This window comes from Shinella sp. H4-D48 (assembly GCF_022637395.1).
GTDB lineage: Bacteria > Pseudomonadota > Alphaproteobacteria > Rhizobiales > Rhizobiaceae > Shinella > Shinella sedimenti.
Genome location: NZ_CP093338.1, coordinates 592,625 through 613,901, shown reverse-complemented (window position 1 = coordinate 613,901; position 21,277 = coordinate 592,625). Strand labels below are relative to the sequence as shown.

18 protein-coding genes and 1 pseudogene are annotated in these 21,277 nt (G+C 58.5%); 5 read left to right on the top strand and 14 right to left on the bottom strand.

What is annotated here, in order from left to right; all coding sequences use genetic code 11:
- Positions 1-17 precede the first annotated feature (17 nt).
- The 7 genes from MNR02_RS19855 to MNR02_RS19825 all read right to left on the bottom strand — a co-directional run bounded on the left by MNR02_RS19855 (position 18) and on the right by MNR02_RS19825 (position 8,271).
- Complete coding sequence (locus MNR02_RS19855; RefSeq protein ID WP_241949042.1) at positions 18-983, bottom strand: ABC transporter permease; 966 nt, start codon at positions 981-983, stop codon at positions 18-20.
- Positions 980-1,918, bottom strand: a complete 939-nt coding sequence (locus MNR02_RS19850; RefSeq protein ID WP_371746775.1) for an ABC transporter permease — start codon at positions 1,916-1,918, stop codon at positions 980-982. Before MNR02_RS19850 ends, MNR02_RS19855 begins: the two co-directional genes overlap by 4 nt.
- Entirely contained in the window at positions 1,918-3,393 is a 1,476-nt protein-coding gene (locus tag MNR02_RS19845) for an ATP-binding cassette domain-containing protein (protein ID WP_241949041.1), read from the bottom strand. Before MNR02_RS19845 ends, MNR02_RS19850 begins: the two co-directional genes overlap by 1 nt.
- 56 nt (positions 3,394-3,449) lie before the next feature.
- Positions 3,450-4,472, bottom strand: coding sequence for an ABC transporter substrate-binding protein (locus tag MNR02_RS19840; RefSeq protein WP_241949040.1), 1,023 nt, complete (start codon positions 4,470-4,472; stop codon positions 3,450-3,452).
- Between the two features lie 240 nt (positions 4,473-4,712).
- Entirely contained in the window at positions 4,713-5,651 is a 939-nt protein-coding gene (locus MNR02_RS19835) for an ABC transporter substrate-binding protein (RefSeq protein WP_241949039.1), read from the bottom strand.
- Between the two features lie 68 nt (positions 5,652-5,719).
- The gene (locus MNR02_RS19830; protein WP_241949038.1) at positions 5,720-6,751 is read right to left on the bottom strand and encodes a ribose ABC transporter permease; all 1,032 of its coding nucleotides are present in this window, start codon (positions 6,749-6,751) and stop codon (positions 5,720-5,722) included.
- Positions 6,748-8,271 (bottom strand): sugar ABC transporter ATP-binding protein, encoded by a 1,524-nt coding sequence (locus MNR02_RS19825; protein WP_241949037.1) that lies wholly within the window; start codon positions 8,269-8,271, stop codon positions 6,748-6,750. Before MNR02_RS19825 ends, MNR02_RS19830 begins: the two co-directional genes overlap by 4 nt.
- Positions 8,272-8,851: 580 nt before the next feature.
- Here MNR02_RS19825 and MNR02_RS19820 point away from each other — a divergent pair.
- The 5 genes from MNR02_RS19820 (at position 8,852) to MNR02_RS19800 (ending at position 14,078) form a co-directional block, all read left to right on the top strand.
- Positions 8,852-9,511, top strand: a complete 660-nt coding sequence (locus tag MNR02_RS19820) for a helix-turn-helix domain-containing protein (protein ID WP_241949036.1) — start codon at positions 8,852-8,854, stop codon at positions 9,509-9,511.
- 112 nt (positions 9,512-9,623) lie between these two features.
- Entirely contained in the window at positions 9,624-10,412 is a 789-nt protein-coding gene (locus MNR02_RS19815) for a cyclase family protein (protein ID WP_241949035.1), read from the top strand.
- A gap of 234 nt (positions 10,413-10,646) precedes the next feature.
- A complete protein-coding gene (locus MNR02_RS19810; protein ID WP_241949034.1) occupies positions 10,647-11,573 on the top strand; it encodes a dihydrodipicolinate synthase family protein in 927 nt (308 codons plus the stop codon).
- Positions 11,574-11,605: 32 nt separating this feature from the next.
- Positions 11,606-12,418 (top strand): shikimate dehydrogenase, encoded by an 813-nt coding sequence (locus MNR02_RS19805; protein ID WP_241949033.1) that lies wholly within the window; start codon positions 11,606-11,608, stop codon positions 12,416-12,418.
- A 103-nt stretch (positions 12,419-12,521) separates the two neighbouring features.
- Entirely contained in the window at positions 12,522-14,078 is a 1,557-nt protein-coding gene (locus MNR02_RS19800) for a UxaA family hydrolase (protein ID WP_241949032.1), read from the top strand.
- Positions 14,079-14,080: 2 nt separating this feature from the next.
- Here MNR02_RS19800 and MNR02_RS19795 read toward each other — a convergent pair.
- The 7 genes and pseudogenes from MNR02_RS19795 to MNR02_RS19765 form a co-directional block, all read right to left on the bottom strand.
- Positions 14,081-14,356, bottom strand: a pseudogene (locus MNR02_RS19795) (integrase core domain-containing protein); the annotation flags it as partial.
- A gap of 215 nt (positions 14,357-14,571) precedes the next feature.
- The gene (locus MNR02_RS19790; RefSeq protein WP_241949031.1) at positions 14,572-15,849 is read right to left on the bottom strand and encodes a neutral trehalase; all 1,278 of its coding nucleotides are present in this window, start codon (positions 15,847-15,849) and stop codon (positions 14,572-14,574) included.
- Positions 15,850-15,867: 18 nt separating this feature from the next.
- The gene (locus MNR02_RS19785; RefSeq protein ID WP_241949030.1) at positions 15,868-16,920 is read right to left on the bottom strand and encodes an ABC transporter ATP-binding protein; all 1,053 of its coding nucleotides are present in this window, start codon (positions 16,918-16,920) and stop codon (positions 15,868-15,870) included.
- Between the two features lie 11 nt (positions 16,921-16,931).
- The gene (locus MNR02_RS19780; RefSeq protein ID WP_241949029.1) at positions 16,932-17,762 is read right to left on the bottom strand and encodes a carbohydrate ABC transporter permease; all 831 of its coding nucleotides are present in this window, start codon (positions 17,760-17,762) and stop codon (positions 16,932-16,934) included.
- Positions 17,759-18,610 carry a carbohydrate ABC transporter permease gene (locus MNR02_RS19775; RefSeq protein WP_241949028.1) on the bottom strand — a complete coding sequence of 284 codons (852 nt, stop codon included), beginning with the start codon at positions 18,608-18,610 and terminating at the stop codon, positions 17,759-17,761. The genes MNR02_RS19780 and MNR02_RS19775 overlap by 4 nt, the downstream gene beginning before the upstream one ends.
- 211 nt (positions 18,611-18,821) lie before the next feature.
- Positions 18,822-20,099: an ABC transporter substrate-binding protein gene (locus MNR02_RS19770; RefSeq protein ID WP_241949027.1), complete on the bottom strand. Its 1,278-nt coding sequence runs from the start codon at positions 20,097-20,099 to the stop codon at positions 18,822-18,824.
- Between the two features lie 41 nt (positions 20,100-20,140).
- A complete protein-coding gene (locus tag MNR02_RS19765; RefSeq protein WP_241949026.1) occupies positions 20,141-21,151 on the bottom strand; it encodes a LacI family DNA-binding transcriptional regulator in 1,011 nt (336 codons plus the stop codon).
- Positions 21,152-21,277: the final 126 nt, after the last annotated feature.

Below are 21,277 nucleotides of genomic sequence, written 5' to 3'. Positions count from 1 at the left end.
CGCTCATCGATCAATGTTCAGGTTCGGGAAGGTTTGGGGCCTCCCGCAATGGTGATTATGGCGACGATCATGAGTCCGGTCATGATCATTCGGATCCCCGCTCCGACGCCGAAAGTGTTGAGCATGGTCACCAGCAGATACATGAAGAGGGACGCGCCCCACAATCCCGCGACATTCGACTGCCCGCCGGCAACGGACGACCCGCCAATAACGACGACTGCGATGGATGCGAGAAGGTATTCCTCGCCCATGTTCAGCGAACTGCCGCCGGAGAAACCGGCAAGAACAGCGCCGCACAGCGCAGCGAGCGACGCGCAGATGACATAGGTCGTCCACCGGACACGGTCCACCTTGACGCCGGCCAACCCTGCAGCCCTCTGGTTCTGGCCGATGGCGGTGACCGAACGGCCGTAAACCGTTCTGTGGAGGACGACGCTGCCAATGACTGTCAAAAGAAGCGCAAAGATCGCCAGCGTCGGGAGGCCCCAGATTCGTCCTGTGGCGAATTCGGCGAATGCCTCAGGGGGGCGGATACGAAGACCGCGCCCATAGGCAATCGAAGCGGATTGCACGAGAAAGCTCGCGGACAACGTTGCGATGATGGGCGGGATCGACAACAGCCTTATCAGGGCGAAATTGAAACATCCCACCGCAATGCCGACCCCGATAGCGGCCAGCAGGCCCCAAAGAATAAGAGCGTCGTTTCCGTCCATGATCTTCATGGAAACCGCTCCGGCCAAGGCGATGGTCGATGGTATCGACAGATCCACGTTACCAGGTCCAGCGGTGATGACGTACATCTGCCCCAAGGCCACGATGACGTACATGGTGCCGAAGGTGAGGGCGGTTGTAATGATCTGCCCGGCGCCGACGCCGTCGGTGAAAACGATCGTTGCCAGGAAGATTGCCGCAGCCCCAAAAAAGGAGAATCCCCATGGTGCCTTCCCAGCGAAGGTTCTGAGTTTTGAGACGGTCGAGATCATTTGCGTCTCTCCATTCGGTTGACAAGGGTGCGTAGCGCAAGGACGAGAATGAGGATCGCGCCCTGCGCCCCGATCTGCCAGTCCCCGGAAATCCTGAGGAACGAAAGGAGCGAGCTGGCGAGCGTCAGCGTCAGGGCGCCTAACACAGCGCCGATGGGGGACACACGACCGCCGACGAATTCGCCACCGCCAAGGATCACGCCTGCAATGGACAGAAGCGTGTAGCGCAGTGCGATATTCGCGTCCGCCGATGTTGTCAGTCCGACGAGCGTGAGGCCGGAAAGGACGCCGAAGAAGCCAGCCAGGGCGTAAAGGGTAACTTTGGCGCGAAAAAGCGACCAGCCGGCGCGTGCCACGGCCTGCGGATTTCCCCCGGCGCCGCGCAGGATCACGCCGGTTGATGAGCGCATAAGGAAGAGATGGACGCCCACGGCAATGATGGCGCTTGCGACGATCACGAAGGGGACGAAGGGCGTTTTGACGGAGACGATCGCACGCAGCCAGTCCGGTGCCTGGCCGCCCGGAGTCGGCAGCACGAGAATGGCCGCGCCCAGCCACACGAAGCTCATTCCCAGCGTCACAACGATCGAAGGCAGATTTCGGACGTGAATGAGCGCGCCCAGCAGGGCGTACACGCCGATGCAAGCCAGCAGGGCGAGAACACCCAGAACCGGACTTTCACCGAGTAGGGTTGCCCCGATACAGGCCGTGAAGGAAACGAACCCGCCAAGTGACAGATCGATGTCGTTCATGGTGATGATGAACATCTGCGCGATGGTCGCCAATGCGATGGGAAGAGCGAGATTGAGCATCAGGTTCAGGCCCATGAAGCTCATTGCCCGCGGCTGAACGTAAAAGATTCCGATGAGAAGAACGGTGAAGGATATCGCCGGCAGAAGCGAACGCAGAGCACGGGGTGTCATAAGATTCGGCATCATTGCGCCACCTCCTCGAAGGATGATTGAAGCACTTTTGCCTCAGTTATCTCCGAGCGAGGCATTTCAGAGACGATCGCGCCGTCACGCAGAACATAGACATAGTCACAGCTGGTCAGTTCCTCGAACTCCGTCGTGTACCAGATGAAGGTGCGCCCCTTCGCCGCCTCGCTGCGGATGATGTGGTACACCTCCTGTTTGGTGCCGATATCGACGCCCCGCATAGGGTCGTCCATCAGGATGATTTCGGCATCGGATGCGAGTGCACGTGCAAAAAGTGCCTTCTGCTGGTTGCCACCGGAAAGCGTATAGATGTTGTTGGCCATGTCCGGCGTCCTGATCGCCATCCTTTCCTTCCAGCGCCGCTCCATCTCCCGCTCCTTCTTCGGATCTATCAGGCCGAAGCGTCGCATCGTGCCGAGCGAGCGGATCGTGATATTCTGGCCGATGGACCAAAGGGGAAAAACGCCGTCCGTCTGTCGATCGCCGGCCACAAAGGCAACCGGTCCGCTGCACCGGGCAAAAGAGATGTGTCTTCCGGCAGATCTTTGCAGCAGAACGAGCAATGTCGTCTGACCTTGACCGGCGAGGCCGCCGAGCCCGATGATTTCGCCCTTGCGCGCCGTAAGCGTCATGCTGCCGCGTCTGGGAGGCTGTATCTCGGCGACCACCGGAGCCGTCCTTGCTTTAACAACGGTTTCGGGTTGGTGGGCCTGTGGTGCATGGTTCACATGCCCCATAGCCTCGACCAGTGAATGCTTGGTGAATCGGGCGGCCGGGCGCTCCTCCACGACGCGCCCATCGCCCATGACCACGATCCGGTCGCAGGTCGAGAGAATCTCTCCAAGAATGTGCGAGATGAGAATGACGCACCCGCCCTCGGTGACAAAACGGCGTACATAAGCGAGGAGCTGGCCCGCGATGGCGTGGTCGAGCGAAGAGGTCGGCTCGTCCAGAATGACGAGGCGAAGAGAAGACGTGGTTTTCGCAAAGACCGTTGCGATTTCGACCATCTGACGCTGCCCCAGCGTAAGATCGGCCACAAGATCATCCACGGCTATGCTGTTGCCTGGAAAGATGTCATCCAGAAAGCTTCTGATCAGAAGTGACGCACGTTTGCGCCATCCGAAACCGGTGATAGAAGGATGTCGTATACGGGTGTTTTCCACCACCGTCAGGTTCGGGCAGAGCGATAGTTCCTGAAAAACGCATCGGACGCCAAGCTCAAGCGCACGCTGGACCCCGTAGGACATGCTCTCATTCTGGCCCAGAACCGAAAGCTCTCCGCCATCGGGCTGAACATTCCCGGCAAGGACCTGCATGAGTGTCGATTTTCCGGCCCCGTTATGGCCCACCAGGCCGACGCATTCACCTGAATTGAAGGTCAGTTCGACGCCGCCAAGGGCGCGGACCGCTCCGTAGTTCTTGATGATGTTTTCGAGTCGAACGAAGGGCGCTTCTGCCGTTACGGTCAATTTGGAATCCTCCGCTTAAAAAAGGCCGGCCCATTTAAGGGGCCGGCCTTCTGTCATTACTGCTTGGATGCTGCAGCGATTGCCTCGATCGCAATATCCTGCGTGTAGTTGATGTTCGCCACGCCGCCTTCCGGCGTGGATGCCAGGGCGGCGTCCAGTCCAGCAGCGTCAATCGCAAGGAACGGAACGGTGAGGTCCTTCGGAATGTCCTTCTTGCCGTCAAGAATCTGTTGGGCTACCCAGAAAGCCATGCTGCTCATGCCCGGCGGAATGGAGCCCGACAGGGACTTGTAACCGTTCTTGTCGATATTTTCCTTCCACCAGGCCAGTTCCGCCTGGCTGTTGCCGAAGAATACGGTCGGAATTGGCCGGCCTGCCGCCTTGAAGGCTTCCGCTGTGCCGAAGCCGACCTCTCCCTGTGTCACGACGCCTACAATGTCGGGCAGGCTCGGCAGCACGCTGGCCACTGCCTTCTGGGCGACAGTTGGAGACCAATCGCCCTGGACTTCGCTGACCACCTTGAACTTGGGGAAATCCTTGACGCCGGCAAGAATGCCATCATGGTACTGGCTGTCGATCGAGGTACCGGGAAGGCCGCGGACTTCGAGCAGGTTTCCGCCCTCCGGGTGGAGGTCGTTCAGGAACTTAACCTGGCGGTAGCCGATCTCCTTGAAATCGACAGTGACACGCCATGCGCAGGGTTCAGTGGCAATACCATCGAATGTCACGACGACGACGCCTGCGTCGCAGGCTTCCTTGATCGCTCCGTTAAGAGCTGTCGGGGAGGCCGCATTGACGACGATGGCGTCATATCCCTGCAAGACGAGGTTCTGGATCTGTGCCGCTTGTTCGGTTGCCTGGTTTTCAGCCGTTGTGAAGACGTCAGCGGCCGCAACGATACCGTCGGCGACAGCCTTGGGCGTGACGTCGTTCCAGCTGGCCAGCATGGCCTGACGCCATGTGTTTCCGGCGTAATTGTTCGAGAATGCGATTTTCTTGGATGACGTATCGGCATGCGCTGGGCTTAGCGCCAACACAGATACCGTCATGGCAAACAATGCCGCGTAGTACTTGGACATAGTCTCATTCCCCTTGATGTTAAAGTTGACGGCGTTCAGATTTGACGTCCGGCTCGGAACCGATCCATCCACCAGCCGCATTGAATGCGGTCTGGTATGAAAAGGGCGGCCCTGCTCGGAGAATTCGTGCTTGTCTGCGCGTCTCTCGTGCAAGGGCAAGCCCTCAATGCGCGTCTCCAGATTCTGACTGAGCAGATACGGCCGGGCGCCGTCATGACGCCCGGTCAGGGTATGGGGCGACTAATCGCGCGCTGCTTCCCAGCCCTTGTGTTCGGCCACATTGTCGCGGGTGACAAGTTCCGCATCGAGAAGGACGACCGGGTTCTCTGGCGTTTCGCCATTGAGCACCTTGTTTCCAAGTTCGACGGCGGTAGCGGCCATCTTGTAGGGGTCCTGAGCGGACGTGGCCTGGATGGCCTGGCTTGCCTCGTTCTTGAGTTCGGCTTCAAGATCCGGCGCGCCGTCCACGGACGTGATGATGATGCCGGATCGGTTGAGCTGTTTCATGGCGAGGTTGCTGCCGATAGCCTGGGGATCCGCCACGGCAAAGACAGCATCGATCTTGGGAAAACGCGTCAGTTGCGACTGCATGACTTCCAGCCCACCATCACGGGAGCTCTTGCCGTTCTGGTCATCGGAGAGGATTTTGATATCGGGGTTGGCCGCGAACACCTTCTTGCAGCCAACGACACGGTCCATGATGGCCGAGTTCTGCGGGCCGTTCTGGATGATGACGTCGCCCTTGCCGCTAAGCTTGTCGACGATGAACTGGCAGGCGATTTCGCCGGCCTGCACATTGTTCGTCGTCACAGTCAGATCGGCGCCGTCAGCCGCGGTATCGACGGCGACGACGATGATGCCGGCGTCACGAGCCTTCTTGATGGCAGGAGCGAGAGCCTTTGGGTCGCCCGGATTGAGAAGGATCATGTCGACGCCGGAGGCAATGAAATTGTCGATCTGGTCGATCTGCTTGTTGAGATCCTGTTCAAAGCCAAGGGTCGTGACTTTGACATTGGGGTTGATCTTCTTGGCTTCGCTTTCCGCACCCTTTGCCAGGGCCACGAAGAAGGGATTTCCGAGGGAAGCAAGCGAGATGCCAATAGCATTCAGGTCCTTGGCGGAGGCCGTGGAAGCCGTGACTGCGAGCATCGATAGAGCAGCAAACCATGCACTTTTCATCGTTAGTCTCCTGTTTTTACGACTGGATTGATTGTTGGTAAGCCCCAGCCGGAAGCTTCCTCCGTCTGTCAGGTTCTTCCCGAACCCATCAGGCGATAACGGTCGAGCGCAACTGCGCAGATGATGACGAGCCCTTTGATGATGAATTGCCAGACGTCCGAGACGCCGGTCAGGATGAGCCCGTTGGAAAGGACGGCAATAATCAGCGCGCCGATCAGCGTGCCCCAGATCGTTCCGACGCCGCCCACGAAGCTGGTTCCACCGAGGATGACGGCCGCAATCGCGTCCAATTCATAGGATTGTCCGAGCTGAAGGCCATTTGCAGCGAGAAGGCGCGTGGACGACATGACCCCGCCCAGACCCGCCAGAAGGCCGGAAGCGCAGTAGACGAACATCAGGATTTGCCAGACCTTGATTCCCGCGAGTTTCGCCGCGGCCTCGTTGCCACCCACCGCATAGATCCGCACGCCGAGCGTGGTGAAACGCAGGATGATCCAGGAGATCACGATCACGGCGAACGCCATCACCGTTAGCCACGAAATGCCCAGGAAGGCGTTGCCGCTTATGGCGGCGAACGGAAGATCGGCATTGAAGACCGTCTTGTCGTCACCGAGCACGCGCGCAAGGCCGCGTACGGCTGTCAGCGAGCCGAGCGTCACGATGAATGGCGGCAGCTTTCCGAAAGCGACCAGCCCGCCGTTTACGGCTCCCAGAAACAGGCCGAGCAAAATGCCGGCGGCTATGCCGAACATCCCCCATCCCGGCACCAGCGAAACCATGACGGCAACCATGGCGGACGCCGCAAGGATCGAACCCACCGACAAATCGATGCCGCCGGTCAGGATGACGAATGTCATGCCGGCTGCCAGGACGGTGTTGATGGAGGCCTGCTGCATCACGATGGAGAGGTTCTGCATCGTGAGAAAGCGCCCCGATGTCCAGGCATCGAGCAGGCTTCCGGTTTCGGTGTAACCGCTCATGAACTGGAAAGCCAGGCTGATCAGGACGAGGATCGGGAACATGCCAAGCGCATGGAAGGACGTGCGAATTGCACGCCTGCGCCGGATCAGCGGTTGCTCCGTGGAAAGTGTGGTGGTCATGGTCTTGCCTCCCGAAGGGGATGGCCGTCGCGTCCCGCGGTGCCGGTTGCGATGGCGATGATTTTTTCCGAGGTGATGGGCGTTCCGGTCGAGCCTCCGACTTCGCCTTCGATGCGACCGTCACGCATGACGACGACGCGATCGGTGATGCCGACGAGTTCCGGCAGGTCGCTCGAAATGACCAACACACCGGTTCCGTTGTGGGCGAGTGTCTCGATGATCCGGTAGATTTCCGACTTGGCACCGATATCGACGCCTCGCGTCGGCTCGTCGAGAATGATCAGTTTCGGCCGGGTTTGCAGCAGTCGCGCCAAAAGCACCTTCTGCTGGTTGCCCCCCGACAGCGCGCCGACATTGATCTGGGGCCCGGACAGGGCGATCTTCATTTCTCTTACGGCGCCTGCTGTGCGGCTTTTCTCCTTGGCGCTGTCCAGAAATCCGAAGGCTTTGCTGTCGTCTCCAATGGCCGCGATATTGACATTCGCGGAGACGCTCATGTCGAGAAACAGGCCGTCATGCTTTCTGTCTTCCGTGAGATAGGCGATGCCCGCCTGGAGCGCGTCGAGCGGGCTTCGAATCTCGATTGACTCTCCATCGAGCGACATCGTTCCACCGGTCACACGTGATGCACCGTAGACAAGGCGGGCGAACTCCGTTCTTCCCGCACCGACAATGCCGGCGAGACCGAGAACCTCCCCGCGCCTCAGATCGAAGCTGACGTCCTTGACCTTCGCGCCGTCCCGCAGGTTGCGCACAGACAGAAGCGTGGCGCCGGGCGCATAGCCGGTATTCCTGTCCTTCTGATAGAAACTTGAAAGGTCCCGGCCGACCATCATCTGGACCAGTCGTTCTTCTGACAGGTCCGCCCGCGTGACGGAGCCGACGTAACGTCCGTCGCGCAAAACCGTCACGCGGTCGGCGAGGTCGTAGACCTCATCCATTCGATGGCTGATGTAAATGATCGCCAGACCCTGTGCGCGCAGCTTCCGCACGATGGCAAACAGACGCTCGCATTCTCGGGAGGAAAGGGACGTCGTCGGCTCATCCATGACAAGGATGCGACAGTCGGACAGAAGCGCGCGTGCGATTTCGACCTGCTGACGCTGGGCTAGCGACAGGGAGGCGACCTTGTCGGTTGGTGAAAAGTCTACGTCCAGCTCGTCCAGAGCCTTCCGGCAGGCGGTTGTCGTTGCATTGCGATCGACAAATCCGAACCGGGCTTTTTCCTGCCCGAGCACCATGTTCTGCGCGACCGTCAGATTGGGTGCGAGCGCCAGTTCCTGATAGATGATGGATATGCCGAGCGTCTTGGCGTCGGTGGGGCCGGAAATTAGGACAGGTCTGCCATTAACCTCGATTGTCCCCGCCGTGCAGGAATGCGCGCCGGAAAGAATTTTCATCAAGGTTGATTTGCCGGCACCGTTCTCGCCCATGAGTGCGTGAACCTCGCCCGGATAAATATCGAGATCGACCCCGTTCAAGGCGAAGGCCGGCCCGAACTGCTTCTTGATACCGCGCATCCGAAGTAGCGGGATCGCTTTCGTCCGTAACGGCTTTTCCAATTCTTGCGGCATCCGTATAGTCCCTTGTATCCGGATCGTCCTTCTGAAGGCGAGCACGACCGCGCGGCGCTCCCCTTTCTCAAGAGGATCGTCGTCGTACAGGTTTCCTTTCGGAAATCTCCCAGCGCTGTCTTTGGCTTTCGTCCGCTTCCCGCGTTTCCGCGCAAGCGTCGCTAGCTGTGTTCACCCTTGCCTTACGGCCTTCATTTTTTCATAAAGTTTCATAAGGGAAACATTTAGTCAAGGCGAGAAAATCGCGCAAACTGCCGGAACTTGGTCTTTTGAAGTGCTTTATCTGAAAAGCTGAATTATCGCAGTTGCTTATGGTACTGAAACTTTCCGCAGTGATTGGTGAGTCAAACATTCGATGCGAGCGATCAAGGTCTGCGCATAGTGTTTTATGTCTCCACGCGCGGGGCATTGCGCGTCCGTACGGTTTTTCCAATTTCCTTTATGAAATATTTGAGTCATGGTAACGGATCGCAATTGCAGATTGACGCGCCTCAGCGCAGGGCAAGCAACCGGACATGGACGATCGATGATGGAAATGAACAGCACCCGCAAGCCGCCTGCGATGATCGGGCAGGTTCTCCGCGAGAGGAGAGGTCATCACGGCTGGACGCTTGCGGATGTTGCAGACAAAACGGGACTATCCAAGTCCACGCTTTCGAAAATCGAAAACGACCTTATCTCTCCGTCTTATCAGACGATTATACAACTCTGTAACGGCCTGGACATCGAGATCGGCGACCTTCTCGCGCCGGGTTCTTCCGGCGAGGAGCCACGGCAGCTGATGGGGCGCCGCAGCGTTAGCCGCCAGCACGACGGCGTGGTTATGGAGGACGACAATTACAAATATGTCTATCTTTGCACGGATATAGCGCACAAGCGCATTGTGCCGATGGTAATCGACGTGAAGGCCGATTCCCTCCAGCGCGTCGACGGACTCTGGACCCATGTTGGGGAAGAGTTTCTCTATGTTCTCGACGGGACCATCACGCTCTACACGTCGCTTTACGAAGAAATATCGCTGGATGCCGGCGACAGCGTCTATTTCGATAGCACCATGGGGCATGCTTATATCGCCGCCAAGGGGAAGCCCGCGCAGTTGCTGGTGATGTGCTCGAGTGCCACGCCAAACCTTGCGCAGACCCTTCGCGAGTTGCTGAAGCAGAGGTTGACGGCGAAATCCACGTGATTTGTTTCACGGCAGAAAGTTTTTTAGATTTTCTTTTGTGAAACCGTTGACAACTTTTTTCTTCGGCCGCATTGTTTCCTCATCTCCGCAACGGGCGATCTAGGAAACAATGATGAGCACGAACTCGACAAACCAGCTGTGGCAACTTCTCCGGGACGCCACCATCGTCGATCTGTCGGTTACGACGGGTCCGGACATGCCCTGCTCCCCGCCCGAAGGGCAGCGGATGAATCAATATCTTTTTAACACCTACACCGATCCGCGCGGTGTCTTTCTGGAATATGTCCAGATTCATGACGACCATACGGGCACGCATATCGACGCCCCCTCGCATTTTACGCCGTCCCTTGAGAGCGGCCTGCCACACGCAACCGAATTCGGCACGGTTACGATTGAGCAACTCGACCTTAAGCAGCTCATCGGTCCCGCCGTCGTCGTCGATGTCCGCTCATTGGTTGAGGCCGCGCCCAAGGGCACCCATACGCATCTGGCGGAGAGCCCTTGGATCTCCCGTGAATTTCTCGAGGAATGGGAAGAGCGGAACGGTGGTTTCCAGCCCGGCGAGATCGTCCTTTTCCGCGCCGACTGGTCCGACAAATACTACAAGCCGCTGCCGGAAGGCTTCGAGTATGACCGTTCCCATCCGGCGCCCTCGGCCGAAGCAATTGAGTTTCTCTTTGATCGCGGCGTTCGCCATATCGGCGTCGACGGGCGCGGCATTGGCGCGATGCAGGACGACAACACGCCGCATTGGGCCGCGCTTGGACGTGGCATGTACGCAACGGAAAATCTGACGAATCTTGGCAAGCTGCCGACCCGCGGTGCCGTGTTCATTTTCCTTCCCCACAAGTTCAAGGGCGCCACCGGCGGCATGGGGCGTGCGATCGGTTTGATCGGCTAGGAAACCCAGCGAAACTGGCTGGCTTTGAGCGCCGGAACATGCGTTCCGGCGAAGAGTCCGCCTGTGCCGTCAAGCATGTGGCGGTACCTTGCCACGATATCTATCTCGAACCGTTCTATTTCCTTTTGGAAACTCTGTGTGCGGATCGGTCGAAACTCGGCTCGCCGAACCGGTGGGGCCATCTGAACCGAGACCTGGGTAGGTTCCGCCCGTCTCAAGACCGGGAGTATTCTTATGACAACTGTTCAGCCCTATTCAGGCTTGTTTCCCGTCGCGCCGACGCCTTTCCATGCCAATGGGGATATCGATCTGGATAGCCAGCGGCGCGTCCTGGATTGCATGATCGATCAGGGCGTCGACGGAATATGCATCCTGGCAAATTATTCTGAACAGTTCCTACTTTCCGACGATGAGCGCAGGCAACTGACGGAAGTGTGTCTGGAGCATGTCGGCGACAGGGTTCCCGTCATGGTGACCTGCAGTCATTTCAGCACGCGCATCGCCGCAGAGCGGGCGGCCCATGCTTCCAGCCATGGGGCGAAACTTCTGATGATGATGCCGCCCTATCACGGCGCGGGCGTCATCAAGGTAGATGAAACCGCCATTTACGAACATTTTATTCGTGTCGCAGACGCGGCCGGAATTCCCGTCATGATCCAGGACGCTCCGTTGAGCGGGGTTCATCTTTCGATCGATCTGCTGGTCCGCATCGCCCGCGCGCATCCGCTTGTGCGATACTTCAAGATCGAGGTTCCCGGCACGGCCGCCAAGCTGCGCAAGCTCATCGAAGTCGGTGGCGATGCGATCGAGGGGCCTTTCGATGGTGAGGAAGCCATCACCCTGCTGGCTGACCTCGATGCCGGGGCAACCGGCGTCATGGCGAGTGCGATGATTCCGGACCTGATAAAGCCGATCATCGAAAGCCATGCGAAAGGCGATCGGGATGCGGCAATGGCCGGCTATGAGAAGATATTGCCCCTGATCAATTACGAGAACAGGCAGTGTGGCCTGCGTGCGGCGAAAGCCGTGATGATGGAGGGTGGCGTGATCGCTTCGGATCATGTTCGTCATCCTCTGGAGCCGCTGCATCCGGCGAGCCGTGAGGGTCTTCTCGAGCTGGCGCGTGCCGTCAATCCCGTCGCGTTGCGCTGGGGCCGCTGAAAGGTATCGATATGTCAACGAATGTCGCTGCTGTGTCGCTTGATGCGGCGGATGCGAGTGAAATAACTGGGAGGACGCGCGTTCTGGGCATTCTGGCTCACCCGATCGAGCACGTCAAAGCACCGCCCGGCATCAACCGGATCGCGCGGGAGCGCCGCAAGGATGCGGTCATGGTTCCCATGAACGTCACCCCTGACGACCTGCCGGAACTTGTTCGGTCACTGCGGAAATTGCGCAGCTTTGATGGGGCGATCGTTACGGTGCCCCACAAGCAGGCTATCCTCGCGCTTTGCGACGAGTTGACGCCCCACGCACGGGCCGTGGGCGCCGTCAATATCCTGCGCCGCGAAGCGGACGGACAACTTGTCGGCGGTCAGCTCGACGGGGTCGGTTTCGTTGAAGGGCTTCGCAGCCAGGGAACGAATATCGAGGGCAAGTCGGTCTACCTTGTCGGCGCGGGTGGTGCTGCAAGCGCCGTTGCCTTTGCCATGGCGGAAGCGAGGGCGTCGCGTATCACGCTGTCGAACCGCAGCACCGATAAGATCGTCGACCTGCGTGAGAGGCTTTTGTCCATTTATCCTGATGTCGAGGTCGCGCTGGGAACCCCCGACGCTTCCGGCCACGATATTGTGATCAACGGAACCACGCTCGGCATGAAATCCGGCGACCCCCTTCCTTTGGATGTGCGGACACTGACATCCAGCATGACGGTGGCGGAGGTGATTATGGAACCCGAGGTGACGCCGCTCCTGAAAACCGCGCGAAACGCAGGCTGCACCATCCATTTCGGAAAGCATATGTTGAATTGCCAGCTTCAACTCATGGCCGATTTCATGGGGTTGTGAGCGTCTTCTTATCCAATACGACGCGGCCTGATCCCTCACTAGGGCCACGAATGCCGACACCGCCACAGGCTGATGCCGACACCTGCCCTCTCTGGAGATACAAATGGCTGTAACAACCAAATCGGAATTTGGGCGTGATCACAATTCAGGCCTGTCGATCATCCGTCTCAACGAAGCCGACAATGTGATCGTCGCGACCAGGCCGATCGAGGCTGGAGAGACGCTGGCGGGTCTGACGACGCTGGATGCCATCCCAAGCGGACACAAAATCGCCGTACGGGAAATTCCCAATGGCCAACCGGTGCTGAAATACGGTCAGGTCATCGGCACGGCCAAAACCGACATCCGGGCGGGCGAACACGTTCATCTCAAGAACCTAGCCATGCTGGAGAGCCACGTTTCGCACGAGTTTGCCAGGGACGGCGGCCCGACCCCACTTCTGCCTTCCGAAGAGCGACGCACGTTCCGCGGCTATGTCAGGCCCAACGGTCTCGTCGGTACGCGCAATTACATCGGCATCATCACTTCGGTAAACTGTTCGGCCACGGTCGCCAGGGCTATCGCGGAGCACTACAAAACAAAGGGTTTTGGCGGTTATCCGAATATCGACGGTGTCGTAGCGCTGACCCATGGAACGGGCTGCGCCATTCCCATGGATACAGAAGGTTTCGTTTATCTGCGCCGCGTCATGAACGGCTATGCGCGTAATCCCAACTTCGGTGCGATCCTGATCATCGGGCTGGGATGTGAGACGAACCAGATCGGTCATCTGGTCGAGGCTTTCGAGCTGGACGAGGGAACCCGGCTGCGCACCATGACGATCCAGCAAATGGGCGGAACGCGCAAGACTATCGAGGAGGCCATCCGCATCATCGATGAAATGGCACCTGACATAAACGATATCGAGCGCACCTCAGTCCCTCTTTCGGGACTAAAGCTCGCCCTCCAATGCGGCGGATCCGATGGCTATTCCGGGATCACCGCCAACCCCGCTCTGGGATATGCAGCGGACCTCCTCGTGAAGAACGGAGGAACGGCCGTGCTCAGCGAAACCCCTGAAATTTATGGCGCGGAGCATCTCCTTACCCGCCGCGCTGCGACCCCGGATGTCGCTGAAAAACTGATGACGCGTATCGATTGGTGGCGAAACTATACGGAAAAGAACGGCGCGGAGCTCAATAACAACCCTTCCCACGGAAACAAGGAAGGCGGGCTGACGACCATTCTGGAAAAATCGCTTGGTGCAGTCGCCAAGGGCGGCTCCATGCCGTTGCAGGAAGTCTACGAGTATGGCGAACTGATCACCGTACCGGGCTTCGTCTTCATGGACACGCCCGGCTACGATCCCGTGGCTGTAACCGGACAGGTTGCCGGCGGCTGCAATCTCATCGTTTTTACGACCGGCCGGGGATCCGTATCGGGATTCAAACCGGCTCCCTGCATCAAAGTCGCGACCAATAGCGAAATGTATCACCGCATGAGCGAGGACATGGATATCAATTGCGGCGGCATCATCGACGGTACGGACAGTATCCAGGATGCCGGCGAGCGGATTTTCGAACGCATCATCGCTGTCGCTTCCGGGGAACACACGCTGAGCGAGGACTACAACTACGGCGATAATGAATTTGTGCCCTGGCAGATTGGCGCTGTCACATAACTTCATTCCAGTGCGGAATAATGGGACTGTCTCACTCTGCGGCGATTTTGCTCTGAGGTCCAGGCCTTGCAGATGTGTTCATATGGCGTGAGACCGCCGAGGATCTTGAGCCTTCGTGCGAAGTTGTAGGCCGCCATCAGGTCTGCGAAGGGTGTTCGCAGCTGCTCGTGGCTGTCGTAATGGAAGCGCTTGACGGTGGCCTTCTTGATCGTGCGGTTCATCCGTTCGATCTGGCCATTGGTCCATGGATGGTTGGGTTTGGTCAGCCTGTGCTTGATCCCGCTGGCCCAGCAGATCATGTCGAAGCGCATCGGCCCGGAATAGATGGTATTCCGGTTCCGAAGCTGCTCTGTGAACTGGATGCCGTTATCGGTGAGAATAGTATGGACGGGAGGCACGCTTTCGTTTGCAGTTGAAAACACCTGTCTCAGCACACACCTGACGATATCGTCATCCTATTCCACGAATGTTCCCTTGCAAAAAACAGGCGACCCTAAGCTTGGCCAGTTTGTAAGAGGTTCAGATAGGCTGCCGCCGTCCAGGAAAAGCCGAGGCCGCCGCAGCCGTCGCCGGTGGTGGGGTCGAAATATTCGGCAAAGCCCTCGGCTTCTATCGCATTGATCGTCGAAACGCGTAGTGCCTCTGCCATATCCGGCTGGTTGTTGCGGTTGAGACCGTCGATCAGAAGCCAGTTGATGATTGCCCAAGCGGGGCCGCGCCAGTACCGTTTTGGCTCCCAGCTTTCGCTGAAGGGTTTTGTGGTTGGGAAGGCGACCCTCATATCGCGGGACCAGAGCTTCATCTCAGCCACCGCGGCGTTGGCCAAGTCCCCGTCGAGATCCAGAGCGAGAAGCGGGATGAAGCCGGCCTGGGTAGGCGCATCGATGTCTTCGCCAGAAACAAGGTCGCGCGAAACGAAACGCGAAAGGGCAGGGCGCCACTGGGCAAGAAGCGCCCCGCGGGTCAGGTCGTTGTAACGCGACAGTTCTTCCGCTTCGGCCGTGAGGCCAAGCGATTTTGCAATGTATTCTAGATCCTCGCCGGCCTTGAGAAGGATACCGGTCGTTTGAACCTCGGCAATCTTGAACGGGGTCTTTTCCCATTGCCTGACCGGATCCCAACCACAGGCGGCGTAGGTATCGACCAGATGGATGAAACGACGATAATCCTCGTCGCGCGGGCGCATGGCGGCATCAACATGGCCGGTGTCCTTGCGCACCACGGCCGTATCTGTTGTCGTCGGCACGCGGGCCAGAGCAGTGTCCCATGCCGGAGAATTGTCACTGCCGCTTTCCCATGGGTGTAGAAGGGCAACGAGACCGGTGCCGTCCGGGTCACGTGCGGTATACCACCAGCGGTGCCATCTCAAGCCGGCATGGAAGAGAGCGAGCGTACGGGCCGCCGCATTGTCCGTTCCGGCTTTGAGAGCTGCCTCATGCACGACGCGCAGCGCAATGCCGAAGACAGGTGGCTGGGTGATGCCGGAGGTCGGGATCGAGTGGTTGGTGCGCCAGACATCAGGGCCAGGGAAATAGGTATCGCTCGGCTGGTGGAAGACGATATGAGGGATCATTCCAGTGGCCCACTGGCCTTCGATCAGCCGTTCCAGTTCGCGGTAGGCGCGGCTGATGTCATAAGTTGCAAAACCCATAGCGACGAAGGCGGAATCCCAGTTCCACTGGAAGGGATAAAGCCGGTCAGTCGGTACAGTGTATCCGCCACGATCATTGGCCGCGAGGATACGGTAGGCCTCGTCGATATGCTTGGTCATATTTGTACTCCAGAACTTTTAAGCAGCAGCCGGATAGGACACGCCGTTTTCAGATGACAGCCATGTCAGGCGCTTTGGGTCGAGCGTAAGCCCTACTATCTCGCCGTTCTTCACTGTTTCGGTGGCGGGCAGAATTACGCGGGCCGGCTGGCCAAGAATGCTGCCGGTGAGGAGCAGGTGGGATCCCATCGGCTCAGCAACGCGGACCTGCATGTCCAGTCCCTGTCCAATGGGCGCCCGTTCGACGGTTTCGCCGCGCAGGCCGAGCACGATCTCGCCGCCAGCTGCCGGGACGGCGAAACGCTCAGAGCCAATAGCGACATGGCCACCGCTGACTGGCATGGTAATGAAATTCATTGGCGGATTGCCGATGAAACCGCCGACGAAACGGGTGGCGGGGTGATTATAGACCTCGACTGGTGTTCCGACCTGTTCGATACGACCGTCATGCACGACGGCGATACGATCCGACAGGCCCATTGCTTCTGTCTGGTCGTGGGTGACGTAAATGGTGGTGGTGCCGGCTTCCTGAAGTACGGTTTTAAGCTCCGTGCGCATTTCAAGCCGCAGCAGCGCATCGAGGTTCGAAAGCGGCTCGTCCATCAACAGCACACCCGGCTCGACAGCCAGGGCGCGGGCAACGGCAACACGCTGTCGCTGACCGCCGGACAGCTTGTTGGGATAGCGGTCGAGGTAGGGTTCTATGTGCAGAAGACCAGCGGCTTTTTCGACTTGTTTTTTGACGCGGGCGTCGTCCGCCTTCTGCATTCTGAGGCCGAATGCAACGTTTTCGTAGACAGTCATATGAGGGAAAACGGCGTAGTTCTGGAAGACCATGGCGAGCCCGCGATCTTTTGGCAGCTGGCCGATGACGGATTTCCCGCCGATAAAAATATCGCCGGAGTTCGAGGTTTCAAGGCCGGCGATGATGCGCAAAAGCGTGGTCTTTCCGCATCCCGACGGGCCGAGCAGCGAGACGAACTCGCCGTGATTGATCTTCAGTGAGACGCCTCTGAGCGCCTGGAACGAACCAAAACTCTTCTTGATGTTGTCGACGACAATGTTGGCCATAAGTGTACCCGTTACTTTGAAGAGACGCCCCAGATCGCAAACAGGTAGCGCCTGACTGCGAAGATGAAGATAACCGAGGGAAGGATGAGTATGAGGCCACCGGCGAAGCGGTAGTGCATCGGGCTTTCCGACAGAACGGTGAGCAGATAGGCCGTCAATGTACGGTTGCGCACGGTAAGGACCGATGCTGCAAACACCTCATTCCATGAAATAACGAAGGCGAACACCGCTGTTGCTACAAGGCCCGGCAGGGCGAGTGGCGCCACCACCTTGAAAAACGCCTGAATACGCGTGCACCCGAACACCCATGCCGCCTCCTCCAGCTCTCGCGGGACACCGAGAAAAATTCCTTGCGTCACCAGTGCGGCAAAGGGAAGCGCGAGCACAGTGTGGATGAGACCAACCCCGAGGACTGTGTCGTAAAGGCCAAGCCGGATAAAGGAAACCGTCAACGGCAGGGCGAGGATGGCGAGCGGGAAGGCGCGGGTTAGAAGCACCAGAAGCCGGTAGCTGTCCTTCCCGTTGAAACTATAGCGTGCCAGCGCATAACCCGCCGGTGCACCGAGCGCAATCGACAACGCCACCGTGATGCCAGCCGCACCGAGCGAATTGAGGAACGATTGGAAAACGCCTTCGGTTTTTAGGAACAGAATGAAAGGCTGCAGTGATATATTGGTAGGCAGAAAGGTCTTTGGCCATTGATATGCGCCCGTGCGACCGCCCAGTGCGCCAAGCGCCACCAGATAGATTGGTACCAGGACCCAGGCACACAGTGCGACGATGCCGCTCCAGAATAAAAGGCGACGTGCCGAACCGAAGCTCGTATGATTTACTGTATTCATGGCAGACGCTCCGGATCGACCTTGACGACTTTCAGATAGACGAGAGTGGCGGCAAGCGAGATGACCATGATCAGAACCGCATAGGCGGCAGCCACGCCATAATTCTGGTTCTGGTTCTGCCAATTATAGGCCTCGCCGACGAGGACTGGAAAATTGCGCCCGCCGAGCGCGTAGACCACCGCGAAGACTTCAAACGCCAGAACCGTGCGCAGGATCAGAGCTGATTGGAGGGCAGGGCGGATCAACGGCAGGGTGATGCGTGTGAACCGGGTCCAAGGGCTCGCACCGAAGATTTCGGCCGCTTCTTTGAACTCCTTCGGCACCTGGTTGAGGCCGGCAACGATGATGATCATTACGATCGCGGTGCCGCGCCAGATTTCGGCAATAGCGATGCCGACAAATAGCGCTACCGGCGTCTGATAGGTGAGCCAGGCGGTCTGTCGTTCGATCACTCCCATGCTGTAGAGGATGGTGTTGAGATAGCCGGTATTCTGCAGAATCGACAGCCAGACCATGCCGGCGGCCAAATCGGAAATACCGAGGGGGATGGTCCATATCCATAGGATTGTCTCGCGGCCGCCGTTCATCTTGGCGACCATTGAACCCATGGTCAGCGCCATGACGATCTGGATGGGGACGACGGCGAGTGTCAGCAGGAACGTGTTGAAGACGGAACGGCCAAAATTGAGGTCACTCACCATCGTCGTCATGTTGGCGAGCGATGGCATGCCGTTATCAGATACGGCCAGCCACAACGTCTGCAGCAGCGGCACGATGAAGAGCAGGCCTAGAAAGACAACGGAAGGAAGTATTAACGCGTAGGGAATCCAGGGTCTGGATTGGGTCATGGGGCACCCCTTGTTTCGTTGAAATGTCTTTGGCGGGGGCTGCCGCCTTTTATCCGCCTGCCGAATGTTTCTTCGTCAGCGGGAGGAGGACGGATGGTACACCCACCTGCTCAACGCTGCGATAGAGGACAGCCTCTCTCCCCAAAAGCCGGGAGAGAGGGATTGGCAGCCTACGATCACGTCGGCCGAAGCTCGAGCAAGCCCGGGAACCTTACTCCACCGGGCAGGCGCCATCGCTTTTAGCGTCAGGGGCCCAACAAGGTGCCTTGGTATCGGCCATCAGCTTGTTAAGGGCCTCACCCTGCAGTTTCAGCACGTCGGCGATCGGTTCGTCCTGCAGGATGATCCGTTGGAAGGCGTCCATATATATCTTGTTGAACTCACCCCCTTTGTCGCCAAGGCCAACCGGCAGGAGCGAAATGACCGCATCAGGTGCGCTCTGGGTGGCGGTAACGGCACCTGCGAGAAGTGCCACCCCTGGATCGAGGTCTTCCGGCAGCTTCACGTTCAACGTCGGGAAGAATCCAACCAGCGACGCCGTCTGCAGTTGGACCTCCTGGGTGGCAAGATGCTCGATGATTGCTGTGGCACTGTCTTTGTCCGGGGAGCCCTTGGGGATGGCGAGACCAGCAATGACCGGCATGTAACCCCGTCCCTTCGGACCTGCGGGCGCGGGGAAGACGACGTAGTTGTCCGGAGAGCCGGAAATGGCGTTCTTCAGGCGAGCGACGTGATCCCAGACGACCATTACTTCACCGGACGCGAGCGGCTCCTGCATGAAATCGTAATTCGTCGAGTTAGGGCTGACGACACTCCACAATTCCCTGAGCTTTTCCCAACCGGCGACTGCATCGGCATTCTGGAAGGTTCGCACCACGCCTCCGGTGAAGGACGGATAGAAATAGCCCTGGAAGTAGCGAGGCATCAAACCCTTCGGTCCGGCCGGGAAACCGATCTGCGGCGCTCCGGTTTCGTCCTTCATCTTTTTGCCCCACTCGATAAACTGGTCGTAGGTGAGCTTGTTGATGTCGGCGCCTTCGGGGAGGTATTGCAATGCATCCTTGCTGGCTGCCATCACGTAAGTTGCTTGCATCCAAGGGATATATTGCTGTTCGGCCTTGCCCAACTTGCCGAGATCAATCAGCGACTGCGGCATGCCGGCACTGGCCAGCTTGTTTGCAAGATCATCGAGAGGCTCAAGCATCTGCCTGTCGGCGAGCGGTGATAGTTCGCCGTGAAGTGCACCAACAAGGCTGATCGTGTGCTTGCCAGCCTGGCGCTCGGCTTCCATGCGCACGGCAAACTGCGGCGGCTCCTCGACTACGTATTCCACCGGTTTGTCAAGACCGCTCAACAGTTCCTCGCGCACTGCCGTTGCCTCCTCGATCGGGCGAAGCTGAGTGGACAGGAAGACAGTCTGGGATTGCGCCTGGCCGGCAAAGCCGATGGCGCAGGATGTTAGAATGGCTAAAGGCAATAGGCGTTTCATTGTTTTCCTCCGGGTGTTGTTGTAATCAATTTTGTGAACCTTCAGGCCGCAATCGACGGCAGTCGATGGCTGTCTCGGTCAACGAATTCAATCGCATGCAATTGCTGCAGGGCTTCTGCGGGTTCGCCTGCGATAGTGCGCAGCAACAATGAAGCGAAGCTTCGACCTAGGTTCCCGCCGGTCATGCGCATGGTCGAGAGCGCCGGGCTGGTATAGGCGCCGATCGGCAGGTCGTCATGACCGACCAGACTGATCGCTTCGCCGCCTTCGACCTCACGCAGCGCCCGCATCGCACCTATCGCCATTTCGTCGGTGGCACAAACCAGCGCCGTCGGCCGATCGATCCGTTCCAACAGTGCGAGGGCGGCCATATAGCCGCCTTGCTCGGTTGGGGCCTGCTCGACGCAAAGATCCGACGGTAGACCACGCTCACGCATCGCCGCTTCCCATCCATTCTTGCGCTCATGTGCAAAGAAATAGTCCTGAGGCCCGGCAATATGGCCGATATGCCGATGGCCGGCGTCATGAAAGCGCAAAGTCGCGCGGTGGAAGCCGGAAAAGCCATCGCCATCGATGAACGGATGCTGGACGGCCGATTCGGTACGGCCGTTGGTGACGAAGGGTATGCCGCGCGACTGCAGGAATTCGACGCGTTCGTCTCGGCGTTTGGTGCGTACCAGCAGCATGGCATCCACCCGCTGCCCGTCAACGAAGCGACGACACATATCGAGCTCACTTTCGCCGCTTGGAACCGGAGCGATTACCAGGTTCAGACCAGCGACAGCGAGATGTTCGGCGCAGCCGGACAACATTTCTAGAAAATGGGCAGGACCGATATGCCCAGGTTCGCTCGGCAGCGTCACTGCCACCAGTTCGGCGCGCTGTTTTCGAAGTCGGCGCGCCGATGCATTAGGACGATATCCCGCTTTATCTGCTGCCTGCTGTACCCGTTCACGGGTCGCAGCGGAGACGTCGGCATAGCCGTCCAGCGCGCGCGAGACAGTTGTGATAGATAGTCCCAACGACTGGGCAAGCTGCTTCAAATTGGCCATGTCTCCTCCCGAGATGGAGTTAAAATTATCCAAAACGTTTTGGGAGTCAATGCCAAAACGTTTTGGATGATTGTCTTCTTGATATCAGGCCAACCTATTGGCCGGGCATCCGATCAACCAGATGTA

Bases quoted from the DNA above. Each gene is read 5' to 3' on its own strand.
- MNR02_RS19820 (WP_241949036.1), top strand. From the start codon at position 8,852: ATGATGGAAATGAACAGCACCCGCAAGCCGCCTGCGATGATCGGGCAG.
- MNR02_RS19830 (WP_241949038.1), bottom strand. From the start codon at position 6,751: ATGACCACCACACTTTCCACGGAGCAACCGCTGATCCGGCGCAGGCGT.
- MNR02_RS19770 (WP_241949027.1), bottom strand. From the start codon at position 20,099: ATGAAACGCCTATTGCCTTTAGCCATTCTAACATCCTGCGCCATCGGC.
- MNR02_RS19850 (WP_371746775.1), bottom strand. From the start codon at position 1,918: ATGCCGAATCTTATGACACCCCGTGCTCTGCGTTCGCTTCTGCCGGCG.
- MNR02_RS19855 (WP_241949042.1), bottom strand. From the start codon at position 983: ATGATCTCGACCGTCTCAAAACTCAGAACCTTCGCTGGGAAGGCACCA.
- MNR02_RS19785 (WP_241949030.1), bottom strand. From the start codon at position 16,920: ATGGCCAACATTGTCGTCGACAACATCAAGAAGAGTTTTGGTTCGTTC.
- MNR02_RS19840 (WP_241949040.1), bottom strand. From the start codon at position 4,472: ATGTCCAAGTACTACGCGGCATTGTTTGCCATGACGGTATCTGTGTTG.
- MNR02_RS19790 (WP_241949031.1), bottom strand. From the start codon at position 15,849: ATGACCAAGCATATCGACGAGGCCTACCGTATCCTCGCGGCCAATGAT.
- MNR02_RS19765 (WP_241949026.1), bottom strand. From the start codon at position 21,151: ATGGCCAATTTGAAGCAGCTTGCCCAGTCGTTGGGACTATCTATCACA.
- MNR02_RS19825 (WP_241949037.1), bottom strand. From the start codon at position 8,271: ATGCGCGGTATCAAGAAGCAGTTCGGGCCGGCCTTCGCCTTGAACGGG.
- MNR02_RS19810 (WP_241949034.1), top strand. From the start codon at position 10,647: ATGACAACTGTTCAGCCCTATTCAGGCTTGTTTCCCGTCGCGCCGACG.
- MNR02_RS19835 (WP_241949039.1), bottom strand. From the start codon at position 5,651: ATGAAAAGTGCATGGTTTGCTGCTCTATCGATGCTCGCAGTCACGGCT.
- MNR02_RS19780 (WP_241949029.1), bottom strand. From the start codon at position 17,762: ATGAATACAGTAAATCATACGAGCTTCGGTTCGGCACGTCGCCTTTTA.
- MNR02_RS19775 (WP_241949028.1), bottom strand. From the start codon at position 18,610: ATGACCCAATCCAGACCCTGGATTCCCTACGCGTTAATACTTCCTTCC.
- MNR02_RS19815 (WP_241949035.1), top strand. From the start codon at position 9,624: ATGAGCACGAACTCGACAAACCAGCTGTGGCAACTTCTCCGGGACGCC.
- MNR02_RS19800 (WP_241949032.1), top strand. From the start codon at position 12,522: ATGGCTGTAACAACCAAATCGGAATTTGGGCGTGATCACAATTCAGGC.